The sequence below is a fragment of the Allomuricauda sp. d1 genome (assembly GCF_039592695.1).
Taxonomy (GTDB): Bacteria; Bacteroidota; Bacteroidia; order Flavobacteriales; family Flavobacteriaceae; genus Flagellimonas_A.
Genome location: NZ_JBBUTK010000003.1, coordinates 60927 through 85246, shown reverse-complemented (window position 1 = coordinate 85246; position 24320 = coordinate 60927). Strand labels below are relative to the sequence as shown.

Genomic DNA, 24320 nt, shown 5'->3' with positions numbered 1-24320 from the left:
TGTGCAAAGAAATCACAACCCTACATCGATTGCAGTTGTGATTCTGATAAAAATTCACTTAAAAAAACAGCTATTTTATATTGTTGTTTGGCTTTTCTCAATTGTCGTTGGTCGAAAAAAGTTCAATTAACATTTTCGTAACATAATATTAGTAGTTAGGCAACTATAAAACTAACTGAATGAACAATCAAACTAGCAACTTATGAAACACCTTAAAAAAATCACTTTTTTTGTTTTCTGTCTCTTTGTTTTTCAAGGGGTGCAGGCGCAAAATATAACAGTTTCGGGTACCATAACTGATGCTGAGACAGGAGCTCCGATTCCTGGTATCAATGTGGTACAGCAAGGCACATCAAATGGTACTTCGGCAGATTTTGATGGCAATTACTCAATCAGTGTGCCCAGCAACGCCAATTTGGTATTTTCAGGCATTGGGTTTGCTGAACAAACCGTTGCGGTAAATGGCAGGACCAACGTTAACGTAGTCATGCAGGCATCTGCAGAAGGTTTGGATGAGGTTGTGGTAACAGCCCTTGGTATCAGAAAAGAACAAAAAGCGTTGGGTTATGCAGTAACCCAGGTTGGGGGCGAAGAAATAGCAACTGTGAAGACACCGAATGCCATTAACTCGTTGCAAGGTAAGATAGCAGGGGTGAACATTACCCAGAATGCCACTGGCGCCGGTGGATCTAGTAGGGTAATTATTCGTGGTAACAGTACTTTAACCGGTAATAATCAACCGCTGTACGTAGTTGATGGAATACCAATCGGCAATGATAACAACGGCTCGGCAAGTCTTTGGGGCGGTAATGACGGTGGTGACGGTATTTCTAGTTTGGCCGCTGACATTATTGAATCAATATCGGTGTTGAAAGGTGGTGCCGCGACTGCATTATACGGCTCCAGAGGAGCAAACGGGGTTATTTTGATCACCACTAAAAGTGGTCGTGGTCAAGAAGGCCTTGGTGTTGAATTCAACACCTCAGTTCAATTTGATAAGGTGAATACTTCACTACGTGATTTTCAGACTTCGTATGGGCAAGGAACCCAGGGTAGGATTCCCGCGAATGAGGCAGAAGCCTTTGATTTGGGGTTAAGTTCTTGGGGCCCAAGATTAGACGGTTCGCAAGTAGTGCAATGGGATGGGGTTGAAAGACCATATTCTTATGTCGGGAACAACCTAGATCATTTTTACAGAACGGGTAGCACATTCATCAATACAGTGGCCGTATCAAATGGAACAGAGAATTCAAATTTCAGATTCTCGGCCACAGACCTATCCAATGATGATATTGTTCCAAACTCTAGTATAAACCGAAAAACATTTTCGCTAAATGCTGGAGCCACGATGGCTAAAAAATTAACGGCACAGGTGAATGCACAATATATCGTTGAAAATGCCAACAATAGGGTGCGTCTATCAGATTCACCAGGTAATGCGAATTTCACCGTTGGCCTGCTTTCGCCCAACGTAGATGTGAGGACAATGCAGCCAGGTTCTAATGAAGACGGTACTGAAAGGGGCTATTCAAACAATGTGTTCTCACAAAACCCGTATTGGGCAGCTTTTAATTTCAGAAATGAAGATACTCGAAACCGTGTCATTGCATCAGCATCGATACAGTACGATATTTTTGATTGGCTTTATATTAGGGGAAGGGTAGGTACCGACCACTATACCCGTAAAGAAACCCGGGTTGAGCCTTTTGGTACGGCATTTATACCATTGGGAAGTATGAACGAGCAAGAAAGACGTTATACACAAGTCGACTCTGATTTGATATTGGGCATTGACAAGGAAATCACGGATAAGTTTGCTGTATCATCTTTCTTCGGAGCCAATAAGAACAGCATTGAATTTGAAGAATTGAATTTGGGAGGGCGTGATTTTATTGTACCGGGCCTTGAAGACATTGCCAATTTAGGTCAACAGTCTAGAAGTAGAAACTACAACAAAAGAGAGATTGGATCACTTTACGGCTCCATAGAGTTGTCGTATGATGATATGGCCTATCTGACCTTTACAGGAAGAAATGACTGGTTTTCTACACTTTCTTTTCCGGGTAAAACAACCCCTAACAATGATTTTTATTCAGCCTTGAACGGTAGCTTGATTTTATCGGATCTTTTCAACATTGGCGGGGCCGTGGATTTTTTGAAGCTACGTGGTGGCTACAGTGAAGTGGCCGGTGGAGCACAAGAAGCGTATCAATTGGCACTGAACTATGAAATTTTCGGGCAGGGCCACCTTGGTCAACCTTTGGGCAGAATATCAGGAGGTACTGTTCCCAACGCGAATTTAGTGCCTTTCAACAAGTCTGAGATTGAAGTGGGTGTCGATGCACGTTTTTTTGGCAATCGATTGTCACTTGATTTGGCAGTTTATAAGAATGAGACCACCAATGATATCGTGAATGTAACGACCTCTGTTGGCTCAGGATTTAATGCGGCTTCTGCGAATTTGGGTAGTATCGAGAACAAAGGGGTTGAGGTCTTGCTTTCGGGCACGCCACTCAGAACCGCCGATTTTTCATGGACCACAAGCATCAATGCCACCTTTAATGAAGGTACGGTCACTGGCACAAACGAAGATAATGCAGATATTGGTCTAGACGAACCACGTACCAGAAACGTGAGAATTCAACAAATTGTTGGCGAACCTTATGGAGTCATTTACGGTACATCGTATGTCAGGGATAATAATGGCAACATAGTTTATGATATTGATGGCGATGGGGTGCCCATTCCGCGTCAAGGCGAGCGAAAGATATTGGGTGAGGGTGTTCCTCCGTGGCAACTTGGTTTTACAAACAATATTCGATATAAAAACTTCAATTTGAACTTTTTGATCGATGCCAAGTTTGGCGGACAACTATTTTCGGGTACCAATTCTGTTGCCTATGGAACGGGCTTGCACAAAGCTACCCTTGAAGGTCGAGAGAATGGTTTGACCGTAAGCGGGGTCGAAGGAAGCACTTTTGATGCCGATGCCGGAACAGGTACTTCATTCACGACCACTGTGGCCCCAGAAAACTTACAGACCTATTGGGGCAGGGTGAACGATATAGCTGAAGAGTTTGTATATGATTCTGATTACATTAGTTTTAGACAATTAAGTTTAAGTTATTCTTTTCCAAGCAGTATCTTAGATAGAACATTTTTAAACAGCCTTTCAATAAGTTTGATTGGCCAAAATCTGTTCTTCATCAAGAATGAAGTCGAAAATGTAAATCCTGAAAGTGCCTACAATGTGAGTAACTCACAAGGATTGGAGTATTTTGGTCTACCCGGCACTAGAAGTTATGGACTAAGTTGTAACCTCAAGTTCTAAAAAAAACAGTTATGAAAAAAACGATCTATATTTTAATGTTTGCCCTGATTATGGGGGCATGTGATGAGGGTTTTGAAGAACTAAACGTAAACCCTACAAGACCTAGTCAGGTTGACGTGTCTACAAAATTGACAGCAGCCCAGCTTTTTGCATCCAGTGAGCGCTATGACAATTGGCGAGCGGGCTTGATTTATCAATCTACCATGATGCAGCATATTGCCACTACAGCAGGGTATTGGGATGGTGATAAATATACATGGAACAGGGGCTATGCCTCCTCATTGATGGATAGGTACTACGGCAATGCCGTAAAATCTTTGGAAGATATGCTTGTGCAATTGGATGAAGAAGGTGCTCCTGATGAAATGAAGGCAATTACCCGTATTATGCGTGTTTTTGTTTTTTCACGATTGACCGATTTATATGGAGATGTACCTTACAGTGAAGCGGGAAAAGCTGTTCTAGAGGGTATTTTAACTCCTAAATACGACCCGCAGAGTGAGATTTATGCGGACATGCTCAACGAATTACAAGAAGCTGCCGCTGCACTGGGCTCAGGAACTTCAGGCTTTGGTGACGCCGATATTATTTACCAAGGTGATCAAGCCAAATGGAAGCGGTTGGCCAATTCATTGATGCTAAGGCTTGGCTTCAGGCTGATTAAGGTAGATCCAGCAGCATCACAGCAATGGGTGACCCAAGCAATCAATGGAGGTGTAATGGAATCAAATGCAGATATTTTTTACGTGCCCCATACCGCAGGTCCTGAAGGAGTCAATAGAAATGGCAATGGCGAGGTTTTCACTGTAGACGGTAATCCCAGACTGAGCAAAACGTTTGTAGATTTTCTGCAAGCAGGAAATGACCCAAGATTACCTATTCTAGGGGCTAGAAGAGGCGACGGAAGCACGGACCCAGCAGACTTGCAAGGGTTTCCAAATGGTCTCAATGCACAAATGCTAATGGATATGACCGGCGAAGAGAATACCGATGCCTACGCAGAACCTAACAGAAATATTATAACAGGTGAAGATGCACCTATGTTCTTCCAGACCTATGCTGAGGTTGAATTTATGTTGGCTGAAGCCAGTGTTCGTTGGGGTCTTGCCGGTGATGCAGAGACACATTACAACAATGGTGTTAGGGCAGCAATGGAAATGTTATCGTTGTATGGTGACGGGGGTGTAATTGCATCAGGTGACATCGACACCTATCTGGCTAATAATCCCTATGACGCTGCTAATGCCTTAGAGCAAATAAACACCCAATATTGGGCGGCCACTTTCTTGAATGAATATGAAACTTTTTCAAATTGGAGAAGAACGGGCTTTCCTGTTTTAGTGCCTGTAAACTTTCCTGGCAACGTTACAAATGGTACAATACCGCGTAGAATGTCGTATTCTGAAAGTGAGCAGGTCAATAATAAGGCCAATTATGATGAAGCAATCGCAAGGCAAGGACCGGATGAGCTTACCACACGGGTGTGGTGGGATGTTCAATGATACTTTTGATTTAAAATGAGAAGCTAATTAATTGAGTTAGTTTTTAGTTAATTTAAGCAAGGTAGAGGAGGGGCAACTCTCCTTTACTTTATTTAAACGATTTTAATAAATGCTCTCAAAAATATGTAGAAAGCCTTTTTTGGTATTCGGTACCATCGTCCTACTCTTTGGTTGTAATTCAGAAAAAGAAGATGGCTTTAAGCATCGCTTCACCCTTTTGAACTCAAATGAAACAGGTATAAATTTTACCAACCAAGTTGAAGACTCTGAAGAGCATAATATTTTGAAGTATGCTAATTTTTACGGAGGCAGTGGGGTGGGCATTGGAGATTTTAACAATGACGGACTTCAAGATCTTTTTTTTGCGGGCAACATGACACCCGATAAGCTTTATTTCAATAAGGGCAATCTACAATTTGAAGATGTTACCAGTAAAGCGGGAATCAATGATGATGGCGGCTGGTCAACGGGAGTCACCTTGGCCGATGTGAACAATGATGGACATCTAGATATTTATGTAAGCCGTGAACTCTACGACGAAAAGCCCGAATGGCGGACCAATTTGCTCTATATGAACAACGGCGACGGCAGCTTTACGGAGCAGGCCAAAGAATTTGGTGTGGCGAATGACCAAAGAACAAGACACGCCACCTTTTTTGACTACAATAATGATGGGTTGTTAGATTTATTCCTGTTGACACAACCTCCCAATCCAGGAAGTTTGTCCCAATTGGTTGGCACTGAGCTTTTAAAACCCGAGTACAGTGTACGATTGTACAAAAATGAGGGCAGCTCATTCACTGATGTTACAATGATGACAGGTTTGGATAAAACAGGTTTTCCGAATGCAGTTTCCGCGAGCGATTTGAACAATGATGGCTATACCGATCTGTACGTGGCCAATGATTTCTATGCCCCTGACTTTCTTTTCATCAATAATCAAGACGGTACGTTCACCAACATTGCAAACAATGTGCTGCCCCACATGTCGTATTACAGTATGGGGATCGACGTTGCCGATATCAACAATGATGAACAATTGGATGTGTTTGTTCTAGACATGGTTGCTGAAGATAATTTTCGCTTGAAATCGAATATGAGCGGGATGGATCGCCAAATTTTTTGGGATGTATATGACCAAGGGGGTCATTACCAATATATGTTCAATACACTTCAACTAAACAACGGCAATACAACATTTAGTGATGTGGCACAGTTCGCCAATATGGCTGCAACCGATTGGAGTTGGGCAAATCTCATCGCAGATTTAGATAATGATGGCCATAAAGATGTGTTCGTGACCAATGGTCTACTGCGCGACATACGAAATACCGATGCTGACAAAGCAGTGGCCAATTACGTGAACCAGACACGTTTTGATTGGATAAAGGAAAATCCTGATGGGGGCGGTCTTGACAATATTTTTGACATCATAGATTTAGATACGGTTTTAGGTATGATGCCTTCACAGCCACTGAAGAACTATGCTTTCAAGAATAAGGGTAATCTTGAGTTTGAAAAAATTGCAGAAGAATGGGGCCTTGATACCGAATCTTTTTCAAATGGTGCCGCCTATGGCGATTTAGACAATGATGGCGACCTAGATCTCGTGGTCAATAACATCAATGCACCGGCATTCATATACCGCAACAATTCAGATTCAATAGGTGGAAGCAACTTTTTGCGCATTCAATTGATTGATGAGAACAACAAAACTGTTTTCGGCGCACGAGTTACGTTATTTTCAAAAAACGGGCCCCAGACAATTGAAACTACAAATGTTCGTGGAATTTATTCCACAAGTGAATCCGCCGTCCATTTTGGCTTAGGCGAGCAAGATAAGGCAGACAGTATATCGATAGTATGGCCTGATGGAAAAAGATCCCTTTTAAAAAATAGCAAGGCCAATGAATTGATTGTTGCCAGTCATGCTGATGCGAAACCCTTCCAGCGGAAGAACAATTCCAAAAAAACACTTCTCACCAAGGTGGCACCAAACGCTGATTTAGAACTTGCACATCAAGAAAACGTGTTTGACGATTTTGAGGTTCAAGTCTTGCTGCCCCATAAAATGTCTCAATTTGGTCCGGCCATGGCAGTGGGCGATGTCAACAACGATGGTTTAGACGATCTTTTCTTTGGCGGGGCAACAGGGCAGCCCGCACAACTGTTGGTACAAAAGGCCAAGGGTCAATTTGAGAAAATTGACGAATTGCTTTGGAAGAAAGAAGCGCCTTTTGAGGATGTCGACGCTGTTTTTTTGGATGTCAACAATGATGGTTTTCAAGATCTTTTTGTGGTCAGTGGGGGCAATGAATATCGGCCCAATGATTTTCATTACACTGATCGATTGTATTTAAATGACGGAAACGGAAATTTCACAAAAGGGGCATTGCTCAACGTGAACAGAGAGAGTGGCTCAAAAGTAGTTGTGGCAGATTATGACGCTGATGGTGATGTGGATGTCTTTGTGGGGGGTAGACACAAACCACATGGCTATCCTTCAGCCGCCTCAAGCACCTTGTACCGCAATGACAACGGTCAGCTTGTGAACGCGACATTGTCACATGCACCTGAACTCATCAATTTGGGCATGGTCACAGATGCATCATGGGCAGACTATGATAATGACGACGACTTAGATTTGGTCTTGGTGGGCGAATGGATGCCTATCATCATTTTCTCCAATGAGAAAGGTCATTTGAAAAAACAAGCCTTAGCGGATTTTGAAAAAACAAAGGGGTGGTGGTTTAGCTTGGCTTCAGGTGATTTTGATGCTGATGGCGATATAGATTTTTTGGCTGGTAACCTCGGATTGAACTATAAGTACAAAACTTCCCCTGAAGCTCCTTTCGATATTTATTACGATGATTTTGATGGCAACGGTAGCAGAGATATTGTACTTGGTTACTACAGTGACGGTGTGCATTATCCCTTAAGGGGGTTTTCATGTTCTTCTGAACAGGTACCGATGCTCAAAGAAGAATTCAAGAAATATGACGTTTTTGCTGCCTTGGATATAGAACAGGCCTACGGAAAGGCAAATTTAGAAAATGCACTGCATTATCAAGTCGATACTTTCGCTTCACATTATGTTGAAAATTTAGGTGGCGGCACTTTTAAACTGACCAAACTACCTCACAGGGCCCAATTCACGAACATCAATGACTTTTTGGTCAGAGATTTCAACAACGATGGTCGTTTGGATGCGCTCTGCATCGGCAATCTCTTCGTTTCAGAAATTGAAACACCGCGTAACGATGCCGGAATCGGCACCATGCTCTTGGGTGACAGAAAAGGGGGCTTTAAGGCATTGCCATATTCAGAAAGTGGTTTTTTCGCTTCTAAAGACGCAAAAAAAATAGAACAATTGAATATCAACGGAAAAACAGTAATCACCGTTGCCAACAACAATGATACAATGCAATTTTTTGAATTGAACTGAGAATATGACTAATTCATACAAAAAGAAAAGACATGCAAATAATTGAAAATTCCACAATCTACGATGCCATTGTTGTTGGCTCGGGAGCTGGTGGAGGAATGGCCACTAAGGTCTTGGCCGATGCTGGCTTAAAGGTGGCTGTTGTAGAAGCGGGCCCTTTCTTTGATCCAGCTGACCAAGACCAAAGAACCCAACTTCGCTGGTCTTGGGAGTCTGAACGAAGGGGGGCAGGTACGCGGTATCGGCCTTTTGGCGATTTTGATGCCGCTTATGGCGGATGGGATATCGAAGGTGAGCCCTACACGCATAAAAACGGCACCAAATTCGACTGGTTTCGTTCGCACATGTTGGGTGGCAGAACCAATCATTGGGGGCGAATCTCACTTCGTTTTGGCCCTGATGATTTCAAGCACAAGAGCATTGATGGCTACGGAGATGATTGGCCGATTGGCTATGAAGATGTCAAGCCTTATTATGACAAAGTTGATAAACTGATTGGAGTATTTGGTACCAACGAAGGGCTTAGAAACGACCCCGATGGATTCTTTTTACCGCCCCCAAAACCACGCTTGCATGAATTGTTCTACATCCGTGGGGCTAAAAAATCGGGTGTTCCCGTTTATCCATCCCGAATGTCAATGTTGACCAAGCGAATCAATAAGGAACGGGGTGTGTGCTTTTATTGCGGTCAATGCGGCAGGGCCTGTCAGGTCTATGCAGATTTCTCGGCGGGCACCTGTTTGATATTCCCCGCACAAAAGAGTCGTGGGCAAGTTGATCTCTTCGTGAATTCTGTGGTGCGTGAGGTGACCACCAACGAAGAAGGTAAGGCAACGGGCGTTTCCTATATCAACAAAGAAGACCGTAAAGAGTACAAGCTAAAGGGTAAAACGGTCATCTTGGCCGCATCGGCCTGCAGTTCGGCACGTATCCTGTTGAATTCCAAAAGTAAGCAACACCCGAACGGACTTGGAAACAGTAGTGATGTTGTCGGTAAATATTTACATGATTCCACGGGTGCGGATAGGGCAGCGTTTGTTCCCGATCTGATGAATCGTAAGGTGTCCTATAATGAAGATGGTGTGGGCGGAATGCATATCTACTCACCGTGGTGGGGCGACAACTCGAAACTCGACTTTCCCCGTGGGTACCACCTTGAAATCTGGGGCGGTATGGGCATGCCCAGTTATGGTTTTGGCTTCAATGTCAATGATTTCAACAAATTCTTCGGCACAAAAGTGGGTGGTTACGGTGACATGCTACGAAGTGATGCCAAAAAATATTACGGTGCTGTCGTAGGCATATCAGCAAGGGGAGAATCTATCGCATTGAAAGATAATTATTGTGAGATTGACCCTTCAGTGGTTGATGAATGGGGTATTCCTGTACTGCGTTTCCATTATAAATGGTCTGATATGGAGCGAAACCAAGCCAAACATGCACATAATACCTTTGAAGAGATTTTGACCAATATGGGTGGTGAGCTTTTGGGCGAAAAACCGGGCAAGGATAAAGATTACGGGCTGCATACTCCCGGTAGGATCATCCACGAAGTGGGCACCACTCGAATGGGTGATGACCCCAAAACATCGGTTACCAATAAATACCAACAATTGCACGATGCTGATAATGTGTTCGTGGTCGATGCCGGAGTGTTTACTTCCCAAGCAGATAAGAATTGTACTTGGACCATCTTGGCACTTTCATGGAGGGCGTCTGACTACATAGTTGACCAATTAAAAAAGCAAAACATTTAGCTATGGATAGAAGAGAAAGTTTAAAGTCGATTGTGCTGGGTTCAGTCGCTACGGGCCTTGTGGCCCATGGGTGTAAGACAGAAGATGGGAAACCAGAAGTTACAGACGTCAGAACGCATGATCCTGTAAAGTGGCGAACGGATTATGAAAATGAGATTTTGGAGGAAATCAAGAGCGGTGAAGATTTTTTCAAAGACCACGAAAAAGAGACAATGACCGTGCTCTGTGATTTGATTCTTCCACCAAGTGAAGCGTACAAAGGTGCTTCTGATGCAGATGTGGTTTCCTTTATTGATTTTATGGCCAGAGATACCGAATCAGAACAAATGCAAACCGATTTAAAAGGAGGTTTGATGTGGTTGGATCATACATCAAACACGGCATTTGGTAAAGAATTCAAATCAATCACCGTAGACCAACAGAAGGCTATTTTAGATGAAGTGGCTTTTTATGACCCAGATGTGCCAACTATTGAAAGACCTTTCGGGGTCAATTTTTTCGCATTGGTACGCAACCTGACGATGACAGGATTCTACACTTCAAAAATCGGAATCGAAGAATTGGGCTACAAGGGCAATATGCCCAACGTGTGGAATGGCGTTCCCGATGATGTGTTGGAGCAACATGGTGTCTCTTACGACCCTGAATGGATTGCAAAATGCATTGATCAAAGCAAAAGAAACATTGTGGCCGAATGGGATGACGATGGAAATTTGATAACCTGATAAAGTGAAACGGGCAACGCTTTTTTTGCTGATTACTTTACTGATCAACTTTTTTTCAGTCTCGCAGGAAATAGGATTGCAGCTCTATAGCCTTCGCCATCAGATGGAAAAGGATGTGCCGGGTACGTTAGAGAAAATCCAATCATGGGGCATCTCAAACTTAGAAGAAGGCAACGGGGGCACCCACGGGTACTCAATGCCGGAATATAAGGCTCTGTTATCTAAACATGACCTGAGTATTGTAAGTGTTAGTGGAAGCTATGAAGATTTTCGTGATGCGCCTGAAAAGATTATCAAAAAGGCGAAGGATTATGGAGCCAAGTATGCTGTCTGTTTTTGGATACCCCATAACGATACCATTTTTACAATAGAAGAAACCCGAAAAGCTGTTAATGCATTCAATAAAGCAGGGAAAAAGATGAAAGCCGAAGGCATCACATTGGCGTACCATCCGCATGGTTATGAGTTTAGACCCTATGGTGATGGCTTGTTGATGGACCACATGATTAAAAGTGCCGAGCATTTTGATTTTGAGATGGATGTGTATTGGTTTGCCCATCCTGGAGAAGACCCATTGGAATGGTTAAGAAAATATCCTGAAAAATTTAAGCTCATGCATTTAAAAGATTGTCAAAAGGGCGTAAAGGGGAATCAGAATGGCACTTCAGATGTTGAGACCAATGTGGTACTGGGCTCCGGCCAAATTGATATTGCCGCAATCATTGTCGAGGCCAAGAAAATGAATATCGATTATCTGTTCATCGAAGATGAATCTTCAAAAGTGATGGAGCAAATTCCAAAGAGCTTAAATTTTATCAAGAGTTTACGAGAATAGGGTTAAACCGAATTGCTGGTTTTGCCAATCAAAGAAACCGTCGTATATTTGTCGCCCACATCGCGGGGTAGAGCAGTAGGTAGCTCGTCGGGCTCATAACCCGAAGGTCGCTGGTTCGAGTCCAGTCCCCGCTACAAAGAAAGCCGTCAACGAAAGTTGATGGCTTTTCTTATTCTGAAAGAACTGGTGACGCCCATTCCATAATCTTTTGTCCATACATCGCATCAAGCCCCATCTGTACGCAACGTGCCGCCTTGGCCCCACTATGAATGTTGGATATCGGCTCCTCGTTATTAACGATACCATCCCTAAAATCAATCAAAGCCTGTTTGCTGGGGTCGTCATGGACAACCTCAATGGGAATACCCTTTCCCTGGTCCCAATTCACGGTGGCGCCTGAAACTCCATCGACCTCGCCGACTTCTCTTTGGTAACTTCCCTCGGGATAGTACCACGCCTTGACATAATCGAGAATATAACTGCCCTTGTCACCCAACACTTTGATTTTGTAATCACCCATGCCATTGCTCGTCAGGCAGGTGAATGTGGCCTTTACCCCATTAGGATAGCTATAGATAAGGTGAATGTTGTCATAGGTCTCGCGACCATCCTTCCAATAGTCAATACCGCCGATGCCCATCACTTTTTCTGGGGTGGCATCCAACACCCAATTCACAAAATCCAGTTGGTGTGAACAGAGTTCTGCGAGCAATCCACCGGAATATTCACGGTACATACGCCAATTGATGAGTTTTTCCCACTTTGGGTCGGGCGAGGAACGCCGCCAATCGCCATTGCGGTTCCACTGGCATTCAAAAGCCGTGATGTTGCCAATGGTTCCTTTATTTATTTCTTCCACAATATAGGTATACAAGCGTGAGCTGTGGTATTGGTGGCCTGTTTGAAAGATATTGTTGGAGGCATCGGCTTTTTTCACTAATCTTTCGATGTTTTCATGGCCTTTGGCCAAAGTCTTTTCGCAATAGACATGCTTGTTGGCGTCAAGTGCATCGATGGCAATCTGTGAGTGGGTACTGAACGGCGTGGCGATGAGCACCGCATCTACATTGTTGTCTTCCAGCAATTTTTGATAGTCGGTATATGCCTTGGCTTTGCCATCGATTTTGGCGAGTGCTTCCTGCAACCGAAAGGGAATGATATCACAACAGGCGACCACCCTTAGGTTTGGAATAGCATTGATAATGGGAATCATTCCGCCCCCACGGTCGCCCGTACCAATGATACCGATATTGATGGTTTCGTTAGCGCCTTTAATACCCCCAAGTCCAAACGTGGTTGTGGCATACAAGGCCGCTGATGCTGTCAGACTACCCTTCACAAATTCCCTTCGCTTCATCTTGTCTATAGTTTAGGTTCCCATCCTTTTTCATACTCGCGCTTCCAGCTTTGCATGGCCTTGTCACTGTTGAGCACCTTGCCCGTTTGGGAATCCACTTTAAGTGTATGGCCCGCATCCTGTGCCATGTTGCCCAAATGGCAGAGCATGGTCGAGATGCTGGCATCAGCGATGTCGGCATTCAGCGATTCATTCTTTCGTATGGCGTTGAAAAAGTTTTTCACATGGTCCACATCAAGACCGCCCATGCCCATGGTATTGGTCGAACCACTTTGCTGCCCCTGTTCAAACTCAAATTTTATCGGGTTGCCCCCCAAATCATATAATTTATATGATTCTCTGCTCAATTCAATGCTTCCTTTACTGCCGTAGATGGTCGCACCGCGACCGGGTCTTTCAGGTTTCATGATGCCACGGCTATGGCCCATCCAAGTGATGAACTTGTTGCCAGGAAAGGTATAGGTGACCTGTTGGTTATCCACAAACTCCCAATCATCGTTGTAAGTATATTTTCCTCCGAACGAAGTGACGGTTTCGGGCAAGTCGACACCCAGTGCCCAACGGCAAACATCGATTTCATGGGTGCCGTTGTTGTGTATCTCGCCGGTGCCCCAATTACGGAACCAGTGCCAATTGTAGGGGTGGATGTTGTCGCGATACGCCTTCCTTGGCGCGGGCCCCTGCCACAGCTCCCAATCCAATGTTTTGGGTACCTCCACTTTTTTTCCGTTTCCGATGGAACCTCGGTTGTTCGAATAGTAGGCCTCGCCTTTGTAGACCTCTCCGATAATTCCCTTTTTGATGTCTTCCACCGCCATGGCAGAGGTTCTTGAAGATCGCTGTTGATTGCCCATCTGTACCTTTTTCCCATACTTCTTCTGGGCGGCGACCAATAAGTCATTCTCATGCGGATTATGGCTACAGGGTTTCTCGACATACACATGCTTACCCGCTTGCATTGCAATGATGGCCATGGGGGCATGCCAATGTTCGGGAGTGGCGATAAAGACCGCATCGACCTCCTTATCCTCCAAAATCTTACGAAAGTCTTTTTCTACATTGGGAACATATCCGATGTTTTCTTGGCACCATGTATTGTGTGCCTCAATGATAGTATCGTCAACATCGCAGTTATAGAGAATCTTGGCATTCGCATCTTGGTGAATGGCCATCACATGGGCCTTGGCACGGCTACGCACGCCTATCACTGCACAATTGATTTGGTCGTTGGCCCCCAAAATTTGGGCCTGAGCTATTTTGGGCAATACTAGCCCACCCATGGTCATCGCAACAGTACCGGTTGCGGTTTTTTTAACAAAATCCCTTCTTGAATTCATGTCTAATTTTCTTTGGTTATGGGTCGTATCTTGATGTTTTTGAAACTGACGCGGTCGCCATGATCCTGCAAAAGGATATGGCCATTCTCGGCCTCGCCAAAATTGGGCCATGTGACGTACTTGCTTTCGGAAACCAGTTTTCTGTAGTCATTGCTGCCACGTTCGTATTCGAGCACCTTCATGCCGTTGAGCCAGTGTTCTACATGGTTGTCTTTGGATAGGATTCGGGCGGAATTCCATTCTCCGATGGGATTCACCGGTTTATCGGGATCGGCCTGTATCAAATCGTAGAGGGATGCCAAGGTACGGCTGCCCTCGTGGTTGCCCAATTTGGCATCGGGATGTCTTTCGTCATCCAATAGCTGGTATTCCAGCCCGATGGATGAGCCGGGACCTTTGTTCAAATCGGTGTCGACGTAATATTTGATACCGCTGTTGGCTCCTTCCGTAAGTTTAAAATCGACCTTCAGTTCAAAATCGCCATAGGTGTCAACGGTGACGATATCGCCCCCGGCTGCGGACTCGGCACCTCCAGTCGACAATATCGTCAATTCACCATTTTCGATGACCCAACCCCTGTCAGGAAAGCTGTCCAATCGCGCCCCACGCCAGTTTTCGGTCATCTCCCCATCCCAGAGCAACTGCCAGCCGTTCTTTTGTTCATCAATAGTGAGTTGGTTTTTGGTGACAATGGGTTCCAAAGGTGATTCCCTCGAATATTTTTGAAGGCTGTCGGTCAAGATGTTGATATTCCGCCAGAGGATCTCGGTACCTGCTTTTTGGTCTTTGCCGATACTGTGTACCTGAAGCGCAATGAACCCACCGGAGGTTTTCCCATCAATCAGATGGGCCGCAGGGATTCCATTTACCCAAGTTTTTAAGGTATCGTCAATGACTTCAATACGGTAATGGTTCCATTCGTTCTGCTTAAAGGCCTTTTGCGCTTCGGGATTGCCATCCAATGGATATAGCCACCCCCTGCGGGCCTCATCATAGATGCCCCCGCTCCATGCACGGTCAGAGGGGTCGATTTCCACTTGATAGCCATGTACCCTACCATCCATATAATGCGGAAAACTGTTACTGCGAATCTGGATACCCGAATTCATCGACGGGTCGACCCTGTATTCCAATTCTAATATAAAATCATCGTAGCTCATGTCCGTGGTCAAAAAAGAGTTGGGTGTATTGCGAGCGGTAGTGCCCACAATGGCACCATCACGGACTTCGTAATTGGCATTACCGCCTTTTTGCGTCCATCCCTTCAAACTTTCACCATTGAACAACGGTTTCCAAGGCATATTATCCTTGACGGTTTGCCCGCAGGAATAGAACAATACTAGAAGTGACATACAATAAATCAGTTTCAGTTTCATCGCGTACATTTTTCAGTGAATCATAGGCCAAACACTTTGGGCAGCCAAAGCGTCAGTTCAGGAATATAAGTTATCAAAAACAGGGCAACTATCATAGCCACAAAAAGCGGCAAGAGTGGTCTGACCACTTTTTCTATGGAAGTCTTGGCGATGCCGACCCCTACAAACAGTACCGATCCCACGGGTGGTGTGCACAGACCGATGCATAGGTTCAAGATCATGATGATGCCAAAATGCACGGGGTCTATGCCCAATGCGGTGACAACGGGAAGAAATATCGGGGTGAAGATTAAAACCGCAGGAGTCATATCCATAAAAATGCCAACGACCAACAAAATCAGGTTGATGAGCAATAAAATCACAATCTTGTTGTCGGTGAAACCCAAAAGGCCCGTACTGATTTCTTGTGGAATGTGCTCATAGGAAAGCACCCACGACATGCTCATTGATGCTCCGATCAAGAGCATCACAATGGCCGTGGTCGAAGAGGAATCCAAAAAAATCTTGGGAAGTTTTTCAAAAGTGATTTCCTTATAGATGAAGCCGAGCACAAGGCTGTAAAGCACCGCAATGGCCGATGCTTCGGTGGCGGTGAAAATTCCGGCCACGATGCCCCCGATGACCAGTATCAACAAAAACAGGGAGGGAACGGCATTGATAAATGTGGTGAGCACTTCCTTCGTAGTGCTTCGCCGGCCCACGGTATAGCCTTTTTTCTTGGCCCAAAACGAGGCGACGACCATCAAAAAAAATCCTGTGAGAATACCCGGTACATAGCCCGCCAAAAACAAGGCGGCAATCGATGCTCCACCGCTCGCCAAAGAATATACGATCAAGATATTACTGGGGGGAATGACCAAACCTGTTGTGGCCGAAGTGATGTTAACGGCAGCACCAAATTCCTTATCGTAGCCTTCCTTTTCCATTTCAGGCCCGAGTATGCTGCCCATGGCCGAGGCCGAGGCCATAGCCGATCCCGCGATGGCACCCATCAACATGGCCGAAATGATATTGATCAAGGCCAGGCCGCCGGGCAGGGATCCCACCAAAGTTTTGGCGAAGGCGATGAGGCGTTGTGCAATGCCCCCGTTGTTCATCAATTCACCTGAAAGTATAAAAAAAGGTATGGCCAAGAGCGCGAAACTGTCCAGCCCCGTGGCCATGCGCTGCGATAACGTCGTAAATGCGGGCAGGGCAGGAATGCTCACCAGCATCGTCAGTAGTGATGAAATGGCAATGCTCCATGCCACTGGGGTACCGATGGCCATGAGGCCCACAAAACTGATGATCAATACAAGTATCGGCACATATTCCATGGTTCAAAGCTTTAGCATGTCATGTATTTTATAGAAGATGATGATCAAACCGCTCAGCGGAATCACCACATACACCATCGCCAAGGGGAGCCCAAGTGCCGGGGAATACTGTTCGAGCACATAAGTGACATAGACCAATCGCAGCCCACCGACGACCATGGCGAAAAGGCAGAACAAAATGATGAAGCCCCGCACGATCCGTTTCATGATTCTTTGGTTGTTTGCGTTGGTGCGCTTTGCCAACACATTGATGGCGACATGCCCATTTTTTCCTGCTACAAAGGCAGCCCCCAAAATGCCCAGCCAAATCATCAGGTAGCGGGCGAGCTCATCGGTGAACGAACTGGGGCTACCCAGAATATAGCGGCTAAAAACCTGCCAGAGTACGTTTAACACCATAACGGCCATGATCAAAACCAGGGTTCCGTCCAAAAATTTGTCCAACGATTTTCTGAATCCCATCATTTTTTCATGTGCTGTATTTGTTGGATGATATCATAAAGCTCATCATCATCTTTATAATCTGCATAGGCTTTTTCTGACTTTTGCACAAAAGCCTCTTTGTTCGGTCTCACAATCTCTACCCCTGCTTTTTTGACCGCATCAAGGGCGTCACGTTCAGCTTTGGCCCATAATTTTCGTTGGTGTGCGATGGAACTGTCTGCAGCTTGTTTCAACCATTTTTTTTCCTGTTCAGATAAATTGTTCCAAAAACGGGTTCCCACGATCAGCACATCGGGTGAAAAGGTGTGTTCGTTCAAGGAATAGTACTTGCACACCTCATAGTGCCTTGAAAGGTAAAAGCTGGGTGGATTGTTCTCTGCACCGTCAACAACGCCTTGTTGGAGTGAGGTGTACAGCTCACCCCAAGAGATGGGCGTGGGTGACCCCCCGAAACTCCGTACCATCTCAATTGCGGTGACACTTTCCATCACCCGTATCTTAAGTCCTTTCAAATCATCGGGATGTTCAATCGGCCTTCCCTTTGAATAGAAACTACGGCTGCCTGCATCATAGAATCCCAAGCCTTTCAACCAATATTTTTCGCCATCGTCCAACAATTTTTGTCCTATTGGACCATCGAGCACCTCAAAGGCATGTTCTCTATCCTGAAAAAGATAAGGCAACCCCAAAATGCGGGTCTTAGGGGCAAAATTCTCAAGCGTGGCCACAGAGACCTTGGTCATATCTAGGCTTCCGATTTGCATGAGCTCCAAAATCTCCCGTTCGGTGCCGAGTTGTTGGTTCGGATAAATCTCTATATGCAGGGTTCCTTTTGATATGCTGGCCAAGTCTTTGGCCATTTTCTGCATGGCTTTGTGTACGGAGTGGTTAATGTCGAGACCATGTGCCAAACGGATGATTTTTACATGGTCAGTGTTTCCGCATCCCAAGGTAAAAACAGCCAACAGGAGAAATACACAGTATGTTTTTTTCAGACCCATTTTTCCACCCTAAAATTCAAAATATGCCTTGACATTGTTATAGCAAATGTCCTGCACGATTTTTCCAGTGTGGGCCATATCTTTGGGGAGGAGCCCTTTTTCGATATCATTGCCAAAAATAGCGCAGAGCAGTCGCCTAAAATATTCATGTCTGGGGAAGGAAAGCAGGCTGCGCGAGTCGGTCAGCATCCCTATAAAACAGCTCAAAACCCCCATGTTCGAGAGGGTGTTCAGTTGTTTTTCCATTCCGTCCAATTGGTCTGAATACCACCAAGCGGAGCCATATTGTATCTTTCCCTTAATGCTTCCATCGTTAAAATTACCGGCCATGGTAGCAAAGACCTCATTTTGGGAAGGATTCAGATTATAGAGGATGGTCTTTGCCAATTGGTCAGTGCTGTCCAATAGGTTCAAGAATCGGCTCAGGGGGTATGCCTGCTGGAAATCCCCGATGGAATCAAAACCGGTGTCAGGCCCCAATTTTTGCAGCATTCGCTCGTTCGTATTTCGCAACGGCCCCAAATGGAATTGTTGTACCCAACCATACTTATGGTATTCATGGCACAAATGCACCAAGGTCTCAAACTTAAAATACCGTACTTCTTCAATCTCCAAGGTTTTTTTCGAGAGTATTTTCTTGAAGATGCTCTGAATGTCAAAAGCATCAGGCTCAAAAAAATACAAGCGTTCGAGCCCGTGGTCGGCAAGGCGGCATCCACTATCATGAAAATAGGCAATTCTGTTTTTGAGGGCGGACAATAAATCTTCATAGGAAGCAATCGTACTGCCTGAGGCTTCTTCGAGCTGCTCAATATATTTTAGGTAAGAATCATTCCTTTCAACGGCATACGCCTTATCTGGCCTAAAAGTTGGCAGTATGTTGGGGCGTATGTGCTCTTTTTTCGTCTTTTGGTGGTGTCTCAAATCGTCAATGGGGTCATCTGTCGTACAGAGCACCTCAACATCCATCTGGTTCAGAAGGCCCAGTGCACTGTGACTTTTTTGCTGCAACTGTGAGGAGGTATTTTCATAAACGCTGAGCGCATTGTCGGCAGATAATAGCTCATCGATGCCAAAATAGCGTTTAAGTTCAAGATGTGTCCAGTGATACAAAGGATTTCGAACCAAATACGGTATCACCTCGGCCCATTTTTGAAACTTTTCTTCATCGCTGACCTGACCTGTAATGAATTTTTCATCGATGCCCATGGTGCGCATGGCCCGCCATTTGTAATGGTCGCCGGCCAACCAAGTTTGAGTCATATTTTCAAACTGATGGTCGTTTGCCAGATGTTCGGGATTCAAATGGTTGTGGTAATCGATGATCGGCATCGGTTTGGCATAACCATGGTACAGTTCTTCTGCGAACTTATTCTGCAACAAAAAATTGTCGGTGATAAAGCTCATGTTGCCAATGATTTTTCAATTCCCAACATCAAACCGCGCAGTTCGGCCAAGCCACGCAACCTGCCGATGGCCGAATAACCCGGGTTTGTTTTTTTCTTGAGGTCATCCAACATTTGATGGCCGTGATCGGGGCGCATCGGCATGCGTAGATTTTTTTTGCCCAATTTTTTCCTTTTGTGCTGTTCGGCCAACAGTTCTTTCATGACTGCAAACATGTCAACGTCACCGTCAAGGTGGTCGGCCTCATAAAAATTTCCAATGAGGTCGCGCTTGGTACTTCTAAGATGCACAAAATTAATACGATCGGAAAACCGTTTTGCCATGCCCACCAAATCATTGTCAGGCCGTACCCCGAATGATCCCGTGCAAAAACAAAGGCCATTGTGCGGACTGTCATAAGCATTCAGCAGTGCTTCCACATCTTTTTCTGTGCTTACCACCCGTGGCAATCCCAAAATCGAATAGGGCGGATCATCTGGGTGGATGGCCAAAAACACTCCTGCTGCCTCGGCCTTGGGTGCTATTTCGCGGATAAATGTATATAGATTGTTCCGCAATTGTACATCATCAATCCCTTTATAGCCATCAAGGGCTTTTTGAAATTCCTTTAGCGTATAGCCCTCTTCGGCTCCCGGTAATCCCGCGATGATATTTTTTGCCAGTGTTTTTTTGTCGCGTTCACGCATTTTCTCAAAAAGGTTTTTGGCCTTTTCTATCTCGGTTTGGGTATGATTGGTTGCTGCATCGGGTCGCTTTAGCATGAAAATTTCAAAAGCCGCAAATGCAATCTTGTCAAAACGAAGTGCCAATGACCCGTCGGGCATGGGGTAGGCAAGGTCGGTGCGCGTCCAGTCCAATACCGGCATAAAATTATAGCATAACGTGTCGATGCCACATTCACCAAGATTTTTGATGCTTTGCCCATAGTTTTCGATATATGCTGTAAAGTTTCCCGTACGTTTTTTAATGTCCTCATGTACAGGAATGCTTTCAACGACCGACCATGTGAGACCGGCGGCTTCAATAGCTTGTTTTCTTTTTTTGATTTCTTTGACCGACCAAATTTCCCCATTGGGAATATGGTGCAGTGCCGTGACCACACCCTTGGCCCCCGCCATTTTGATATCGGCCAGTGAAACGGGGTCTTTTGGTCCGTACCAACGCCATGTCTGTTCCAAGCCCATACTATACTCCGCTAAATGCACTGAATCCCCCATCAATGGGTATGATGGCCCCTGTTACAAAACTGGTCGCATCGCTGATGAGCCAATGCACCACCCCGTTCAGTTCATGGGCATGGCCAAAACGCTTCATGGGGGTATTTGCAATAATCGTTTTGCCGCGTTCGGTAAGGCTGCCATCTTCATTCAACAGCAATGTCCTGTTCTGGTCTCCGATAAAAAAGCCTGGCGCGATGGCGTTCACCCGCAACCCATCACCAAATTTCTGTGCCAGCTCGGTGGCCATCCATCGTGTAAAATTGTCAATGGCCGCCTTTGAGGCCGAATAGCCTGCCACGCGGGTGATGGCCCTTGTCGCCGCCATCGATGATATATTAACGATACACCCTTTGCCCTGTTCTGCCATCTGCTTGCCAAATATCAGGGAAGGAACGACAGAGCCATCCAAATTCAATTCGGATACTTTTCTGAAATCCTCCAAATCCATATCAAAAATGGATTGGTTCTCACCGATGGTAGCACCGGGCCTGTTGCCCCCGGCTGCGTTGATGAGCGCATCAATCCTTCCCCATTTTTCAATGAGTTCTTCCTTGGCGTGCTCTAGGAACGTTTTGTCGAGTACATCGCCCGTAAAGCCCATAACGTCAGCATCCACCTTTTTAAGAGATTCTAATTTGGTTGCTACCTTTTTTGGCGTGTGGCCGATGATGGCCACTTTGGCCCGCTGTGAGACCAAGTATTCGGCCATGCTACCGCCTAGGACACCCGATCCCCCGGTGATTACGATGACCTTTTCTGAAATATCGAAGGGTTGATTGCCCATTTTTTTTGGAAATCTATTGTATGGATTTGTTCATTGTCATAAATGTAGGATTTTTATGGGAAGCGGTAAAAATTGGCATTAAAACCAGTGCCAAAGATGGCTATGGCCGAAATTGTTATGTTTGAAATCTTTATTTTCGAAAAATGGAAAAGTTCAATGACTTTCTTTCCGCCGTGCTGCCCTATACCGAATGGGCCATGCTTGTTTTGCTAATCGGGGGCGGACTTTTTCTTGCTTTTTATTCTAAGTTTTTGCCCTATCGATATTTTGGCCACGCCATTGCCATTACCTCTGGAAAGTACGATGACAAGAATGCAAAAGGTGATGTGAGTTCGTTGCAGGCACTGTCTTCTGCCGTAGCAGCGACCGTTGGTTTGGGTAATATCTCTGGGGTGGCAATTGCCATTTATATGGGGGGTCCTGGGGTTATTTTCTGGATTTGGATGACTGCCCTTTTAGGGATGGCCATCAAATTTTATTCCTGTAGCCTCTCAATCATGTTCAGGGGCCAAGATTCGGAAGGAAAATTGCAGGGTGGCCCCATGTTCTATATCATCAATGGCATTGGCGAAAATGCACGACTACTGGCCATATTTTTTTGTATAGCTGGACTTTTTGGCTTCTTGGGTGTCTTCACGGCCAACCAGTTCACACAAACTTTTATGAACGTGGTCAAGCCTGACGATACTCTCATGGTATTGGGAGAATTCAACTGGAAATTGACCATCGGAATTGTACTGGCTTTGATTACCTCTTTTGTCATTTTTGGCGGACTCAAAAAAATAGCCAAAGTAGCTACTGCTATTGTACCATTTATGGTATTGCTTTATTTCTTGGCAGTAGTTGTCGTAATGTTTATGAATGCTACCGAGATACTGCCATCTCTAAAATTAATCTTAGTTGAGGCTTTCAATTTGAAAACAGCTGTCACTGGTGGTTTTTGGGGGCTTGTGATATTAGGGGTTCGGCGTGCCATGTTCTCAAATGAAGCTGGTCTTGGTAGTGCCCCCATGTACCATGGCCAATCAAAAAATGACGAACCGGTACGGGAAGGTTTGGTGGCCATGTTGGGCCCATTCATCGATACCATTGTTGTCTGTACGCTCACAGCTGTTGTGATTATTCTTAGCGGCGCCTATCTGGAAGCTGAAAGCAATGGTATTATCATGACATTGATTGCCTTTAAAAAATCACTCTTTGGTATAGGTGATGTGCTATTGATGGTAATCGTGGCGGCTTTTGCCCTTTCGACTTTGTTCACGTATTCGTATTACGGTGTGAAATGTCTTTCATTTCTGACCAATGCCAAGATTGGTAGATTTTTCAACTGGTATTTTGCGGGCACCATTGTATTTGCAGCGGTGGCCTCGGTCGATTTGGTCATCAACCTTATCGATTTGGCCTACGCCCTGATGGTTATACCGAATATGATTGCGGTGTTGTGGTTGGCACCGAAGGTAAATAAGGCTGCTGCCGAATATTTTGATAAGTTAAAGGATGGGAAAGCATAAATCTGGCTTTGTAAACATTATTGGCAACCCCAATGTGGGCAAATCTACCTTGATGAATGCCTTTGTGGGTGAGAAACTCTCTATCATCACATCTAAGGCACAGACGACACGCCACCGTATTTTCGGGATTGTCAATGGCGATGATTTTCAAGTGGTGTTTTCAGATACCCCAGGAATCATCAAACCTGCCTATGAGCTTCAAAGTTCAATGATGGATTTTGTCAAGTCCGCTTTTGAAGATGCCGATGTGCTGCTTTATATGGTCGAGATAGGTGAGAAAGGTTTGAAGGATGAGGTTTTTTTTAAAAAGATTCAAAACAGTAAGATTCCAGTCTTGTTGTTGTTGAATAAAATCGATACATCTGAACAGGCTGAGCTCGAAGAGCAGGTTCAGTATTGGCAGAAATTGCTTCCCAAAGCAGAAATCCATCCGATTTCGGCACTGGAAAACTTTAACGTGAAAGAGGTGTTCGAAAGAATTTTAGAGTTGCTTCCTGAAGGCCCGGCCTACTATCCCAAAGACCAGTTTACAGATAGACCAGAACGCTTTTTTGTCAATGAGGCCATCCGAGAGAAAATCCTCATGAACTATAAAAAAGAGATTCCCTATGCCGTGGAGGTCGAAACTGAAGAATTTATCGAAGATGACGACATTATCCGAATCCGCTCCGTGATTATGGTCGAGCGCAATACTCAAAAGGGCATCATCATTGGCCATAAGGGCAGTGCCTTAAAAAAAGTTGGGGTTCAGGCCCGGAAAGATTTGGAACAATTTTTTGGCAAACAGGTCCATATTGAACTTTACGTAAAGGTCAACAAAAACTGGCGTTCAAATTCCAATCAATTGAAACGGTTTGGCTACCAATAGAAATCAGAGTTAAGTGCTATTTCAGGTTACCAAATAAATGATTTTAATTCACATCACGTTGTATTTTATTTCCCAAAATAATGCTGCCAAGTTTCGCAATTTGA

Annotated in this window: 17 protein-coding genes and 1 tRNA gene; 9 read left to right on the top strand and 9 right to left on the bottom strand. The window is 44.9% G+C overall.

Features of this window, described 5'->3' with window-relative positions; genetic code table 11:
* Window positions 1–202: 202 nt before the first annotated feature.
* From AAAH86_RS12235 to AAAH86_RS12205, 7 genes are all read left to right on the top strand, one after another.
* Window positions 203–3331 (top strand): SusC/RagA family TonB-linked outer membrane protein, encoded by a 3129-nt coding sequence (locus AAAH86_RS12235; protein WP_343487934.1) that lies wholly within the window; start codon window positions 203–205, stop codon window positions 3329–3331.
* Window positions 3332–3342: 11 nt separating this feature from the next.
* Window positions 3343–4833, top strand: coding sequence for a SusD/RagB family nutrient-binding outer membrane lipoprotein (locus tag AAAH86_RS12230; protein WP_343487933.1), 1491 nt, complete (start codon window positions 3343–3345; stop codon window positions 4831–4833).
* Window positions 4834–4942: 109 nt separating this feature from the next.
* On the top strand, window positions 4943–8278 hold the full coding sequence (locus AAAH86_RS12225; RefSeq protein ID WP_343487932.1) for a VCBS repeat-containing protein: 3336 nt from the start codon (window positions 4943–4945) through the stop codon (window positions 8276–8278).
* 32 nt (window positions 8279–8310) lie between these two features.
* Window positions 8311–10035, top strand: coding sequence for a GMC family oxidoreductase (locus tag AAAH86_RS12220; protein WP_343487931.1), 1725 nt, complete (start codon window positions 8311–8313; stop codon window positions 10033–10035).
* Between the two features lie 2 nt (window positions 10036–10037).
* Window positions 10038–10760, top strand: coding sequence for a gluconate 2-dehydrogenase subunit 3 family protein (locus AAAH86_RS12215; protein ID WP_343487930.1), 723 nt, complete (start codon window positions 10038–10040; stop codon window positions 10758–10760).
* Between the two features lie 4 nt (window positions 10761–10764).
* Window positions 10765–11595, top strand: coding sequence for a sugar phosphate isomerase/epimerase (locus AAAH86_RS12210; RefSeq protein ID WP_343487929.1), 831 nt, complete (start codon window positions 10765–10767; stop codon window positions 11593–11595).
* A gap of 61 nt (window positions 11596–11656) precedes the next feature.
* Window positions 11657–11729: transfer RNA gene (locus AAAH86_RS12205), tRNA-Met, on the top strand.
* A gap of 35 nt (window positions 11730–11764) precedes the next feature.
* On the opposite strand, the gene AAAH86_RS12200 is transcribed toward AAAH86_RS12205, so the two are convergent.
* Genes AAAH86_RS12200 through AAAH86_RS12160 form a run of 9 tightly spaced genes read right to left on the bottom strand, consistent with a single transcriptional unit; the run spans window position 11765 to window position 21837 of the window.
* Window positions 11765–12952 carry a Gfo/Idh/MocA family oxidoreductase gene (locus AAAH86_RS12200; protein WP_343487928.1) on the bottom strand — a complete coding sequence of 396 codons (1188 nt, stop codon included), beginning with the start codon at window positions 12950–12952 and terminating at the stop codon, window positions 11765–11767.
* Between the two features lie 5 nt (window positions 12953–12957).
* Entirely contained in the window at window positions 12958–14289 is a 1332-nt protein-coding gene (locus AAAH86_RS12195) for a Gfo/Idh/MocA family oxidoreductase (protein WP_343487927.1), read from the bottom strand.
* A gap of 2 nt (window positions 14290–14291) precedes the next feature.
* On the bottom strand, window positions 14292–15665 hold the full coding sequence (locus tag AAAH86_RS12190) for a DUF1080 domain-containing protein (protein ID WP_343487926.1): 1374 nt from the start codon (window positions 15663–15665) through the stop codon (window positions 14292–14294).
* Between the two features lie 20 nt (window positions 15666–15685).
* Entirely contained in the window at window positions 15686–16981 is a 1296-nt protein-coding gene (locus tag AAAH86_RS12185) for a TRAP transporter large permease (protein ID WP_343487925.1), read from the bottom strand.
* 3 nt (window positions 16982–16984) lie between these two features.
* The gene (locus AAAH86_RS12180; protein ID WP_343487924.1) at window positions 16985–17446 is read right to left on the bottom strand and encodes a TRAP transporter small permease; all 462 of its coding nucleotides are present in this window, start codon (window positions 17444–17446) and stop codon (window positions 16985–16987) included.
* Window positions 17443–18426, bottom strand: coding sequence for a TRAP transporter substrate-binding protein (locus AAAH86_RS12175; protein ID WP_343487923.1), 984 nt, complete (start codon window positions 18424–18426; stop codon window positions 17443–17445). The genes AAAH86_RS12180 and AAAH86_RS12175 overlap by 4 nt, the downstream gene beginning before the upstream one ends.
* A 9-nt stretch (window positions 18427–18435) precedes the next feature.
* Complete coding sequence (gene uxaC, locus AAAH86_RS12170) at window positions 18436–19833, bottom strand: glucuronate isomerase (RefSeq protein WP_343487922.1); 1398 nt, start codon at window positions 19831–19833, stop codon at window positions 18436–18438.
* Window positions 19830–21011, bottom strand: a complete 1182-nt coding sequence (gene uxuA / locus AAAH86_RS12165; protein WP_343488357.1) for a mannonate dehydratase — start codon at window positions 21009–21011, stop codon at window positions 19830–19832. The genes uxaC and uxuA overlap by 4 nt, the downstream gene beginning before the upstream one ends.
* Window positions 21012–21018: 7 nt before the next feature.
* Window positions 21019–21837 (bottom strand): SDR family oxidoreductase, encoded by an 819-nt coding sequence (locus AAAH86_RS12160; protein WP_343487921.1) that lies wholly within the window; start codon window positions 21835–21837, stop codon window positions 21019–21021.
* A gap of 143 nt (window positions 21838–21980) precedes the next feature.
* Here AAAH86_RS12160 and AAAH86_RS12155 point away from each other — a divergent pair, with 143 nt between their 5' ends.
* Both AAAH86_RS12155 and era read left to right on the top strand, forming a co-directional pair.
* Window positions 21981–23348, top strand: coding sequence for an alanine/glycine:cation symporter family protein (locus AAAH86_RS12155; RefSeq protein WP_343487920.1), 1368 nt, complete (start codon window positions 21981–21983; stop codon window positions 23346–23348).
* Entirely contained in the window at window positions 23335–24216 is an 882-nt protein-coding gene (gene era, locus AAAH86_RS12150; protein WP_343487919.1) for a GTPase Era, read from the top strand. Before AAAH86_RS12155 ends, era begins: the two co-directional genes overlap by 14 nt.
* The last annotated feature ends 104 nt before the right edge of the window (window positions 24217–24320 follow it).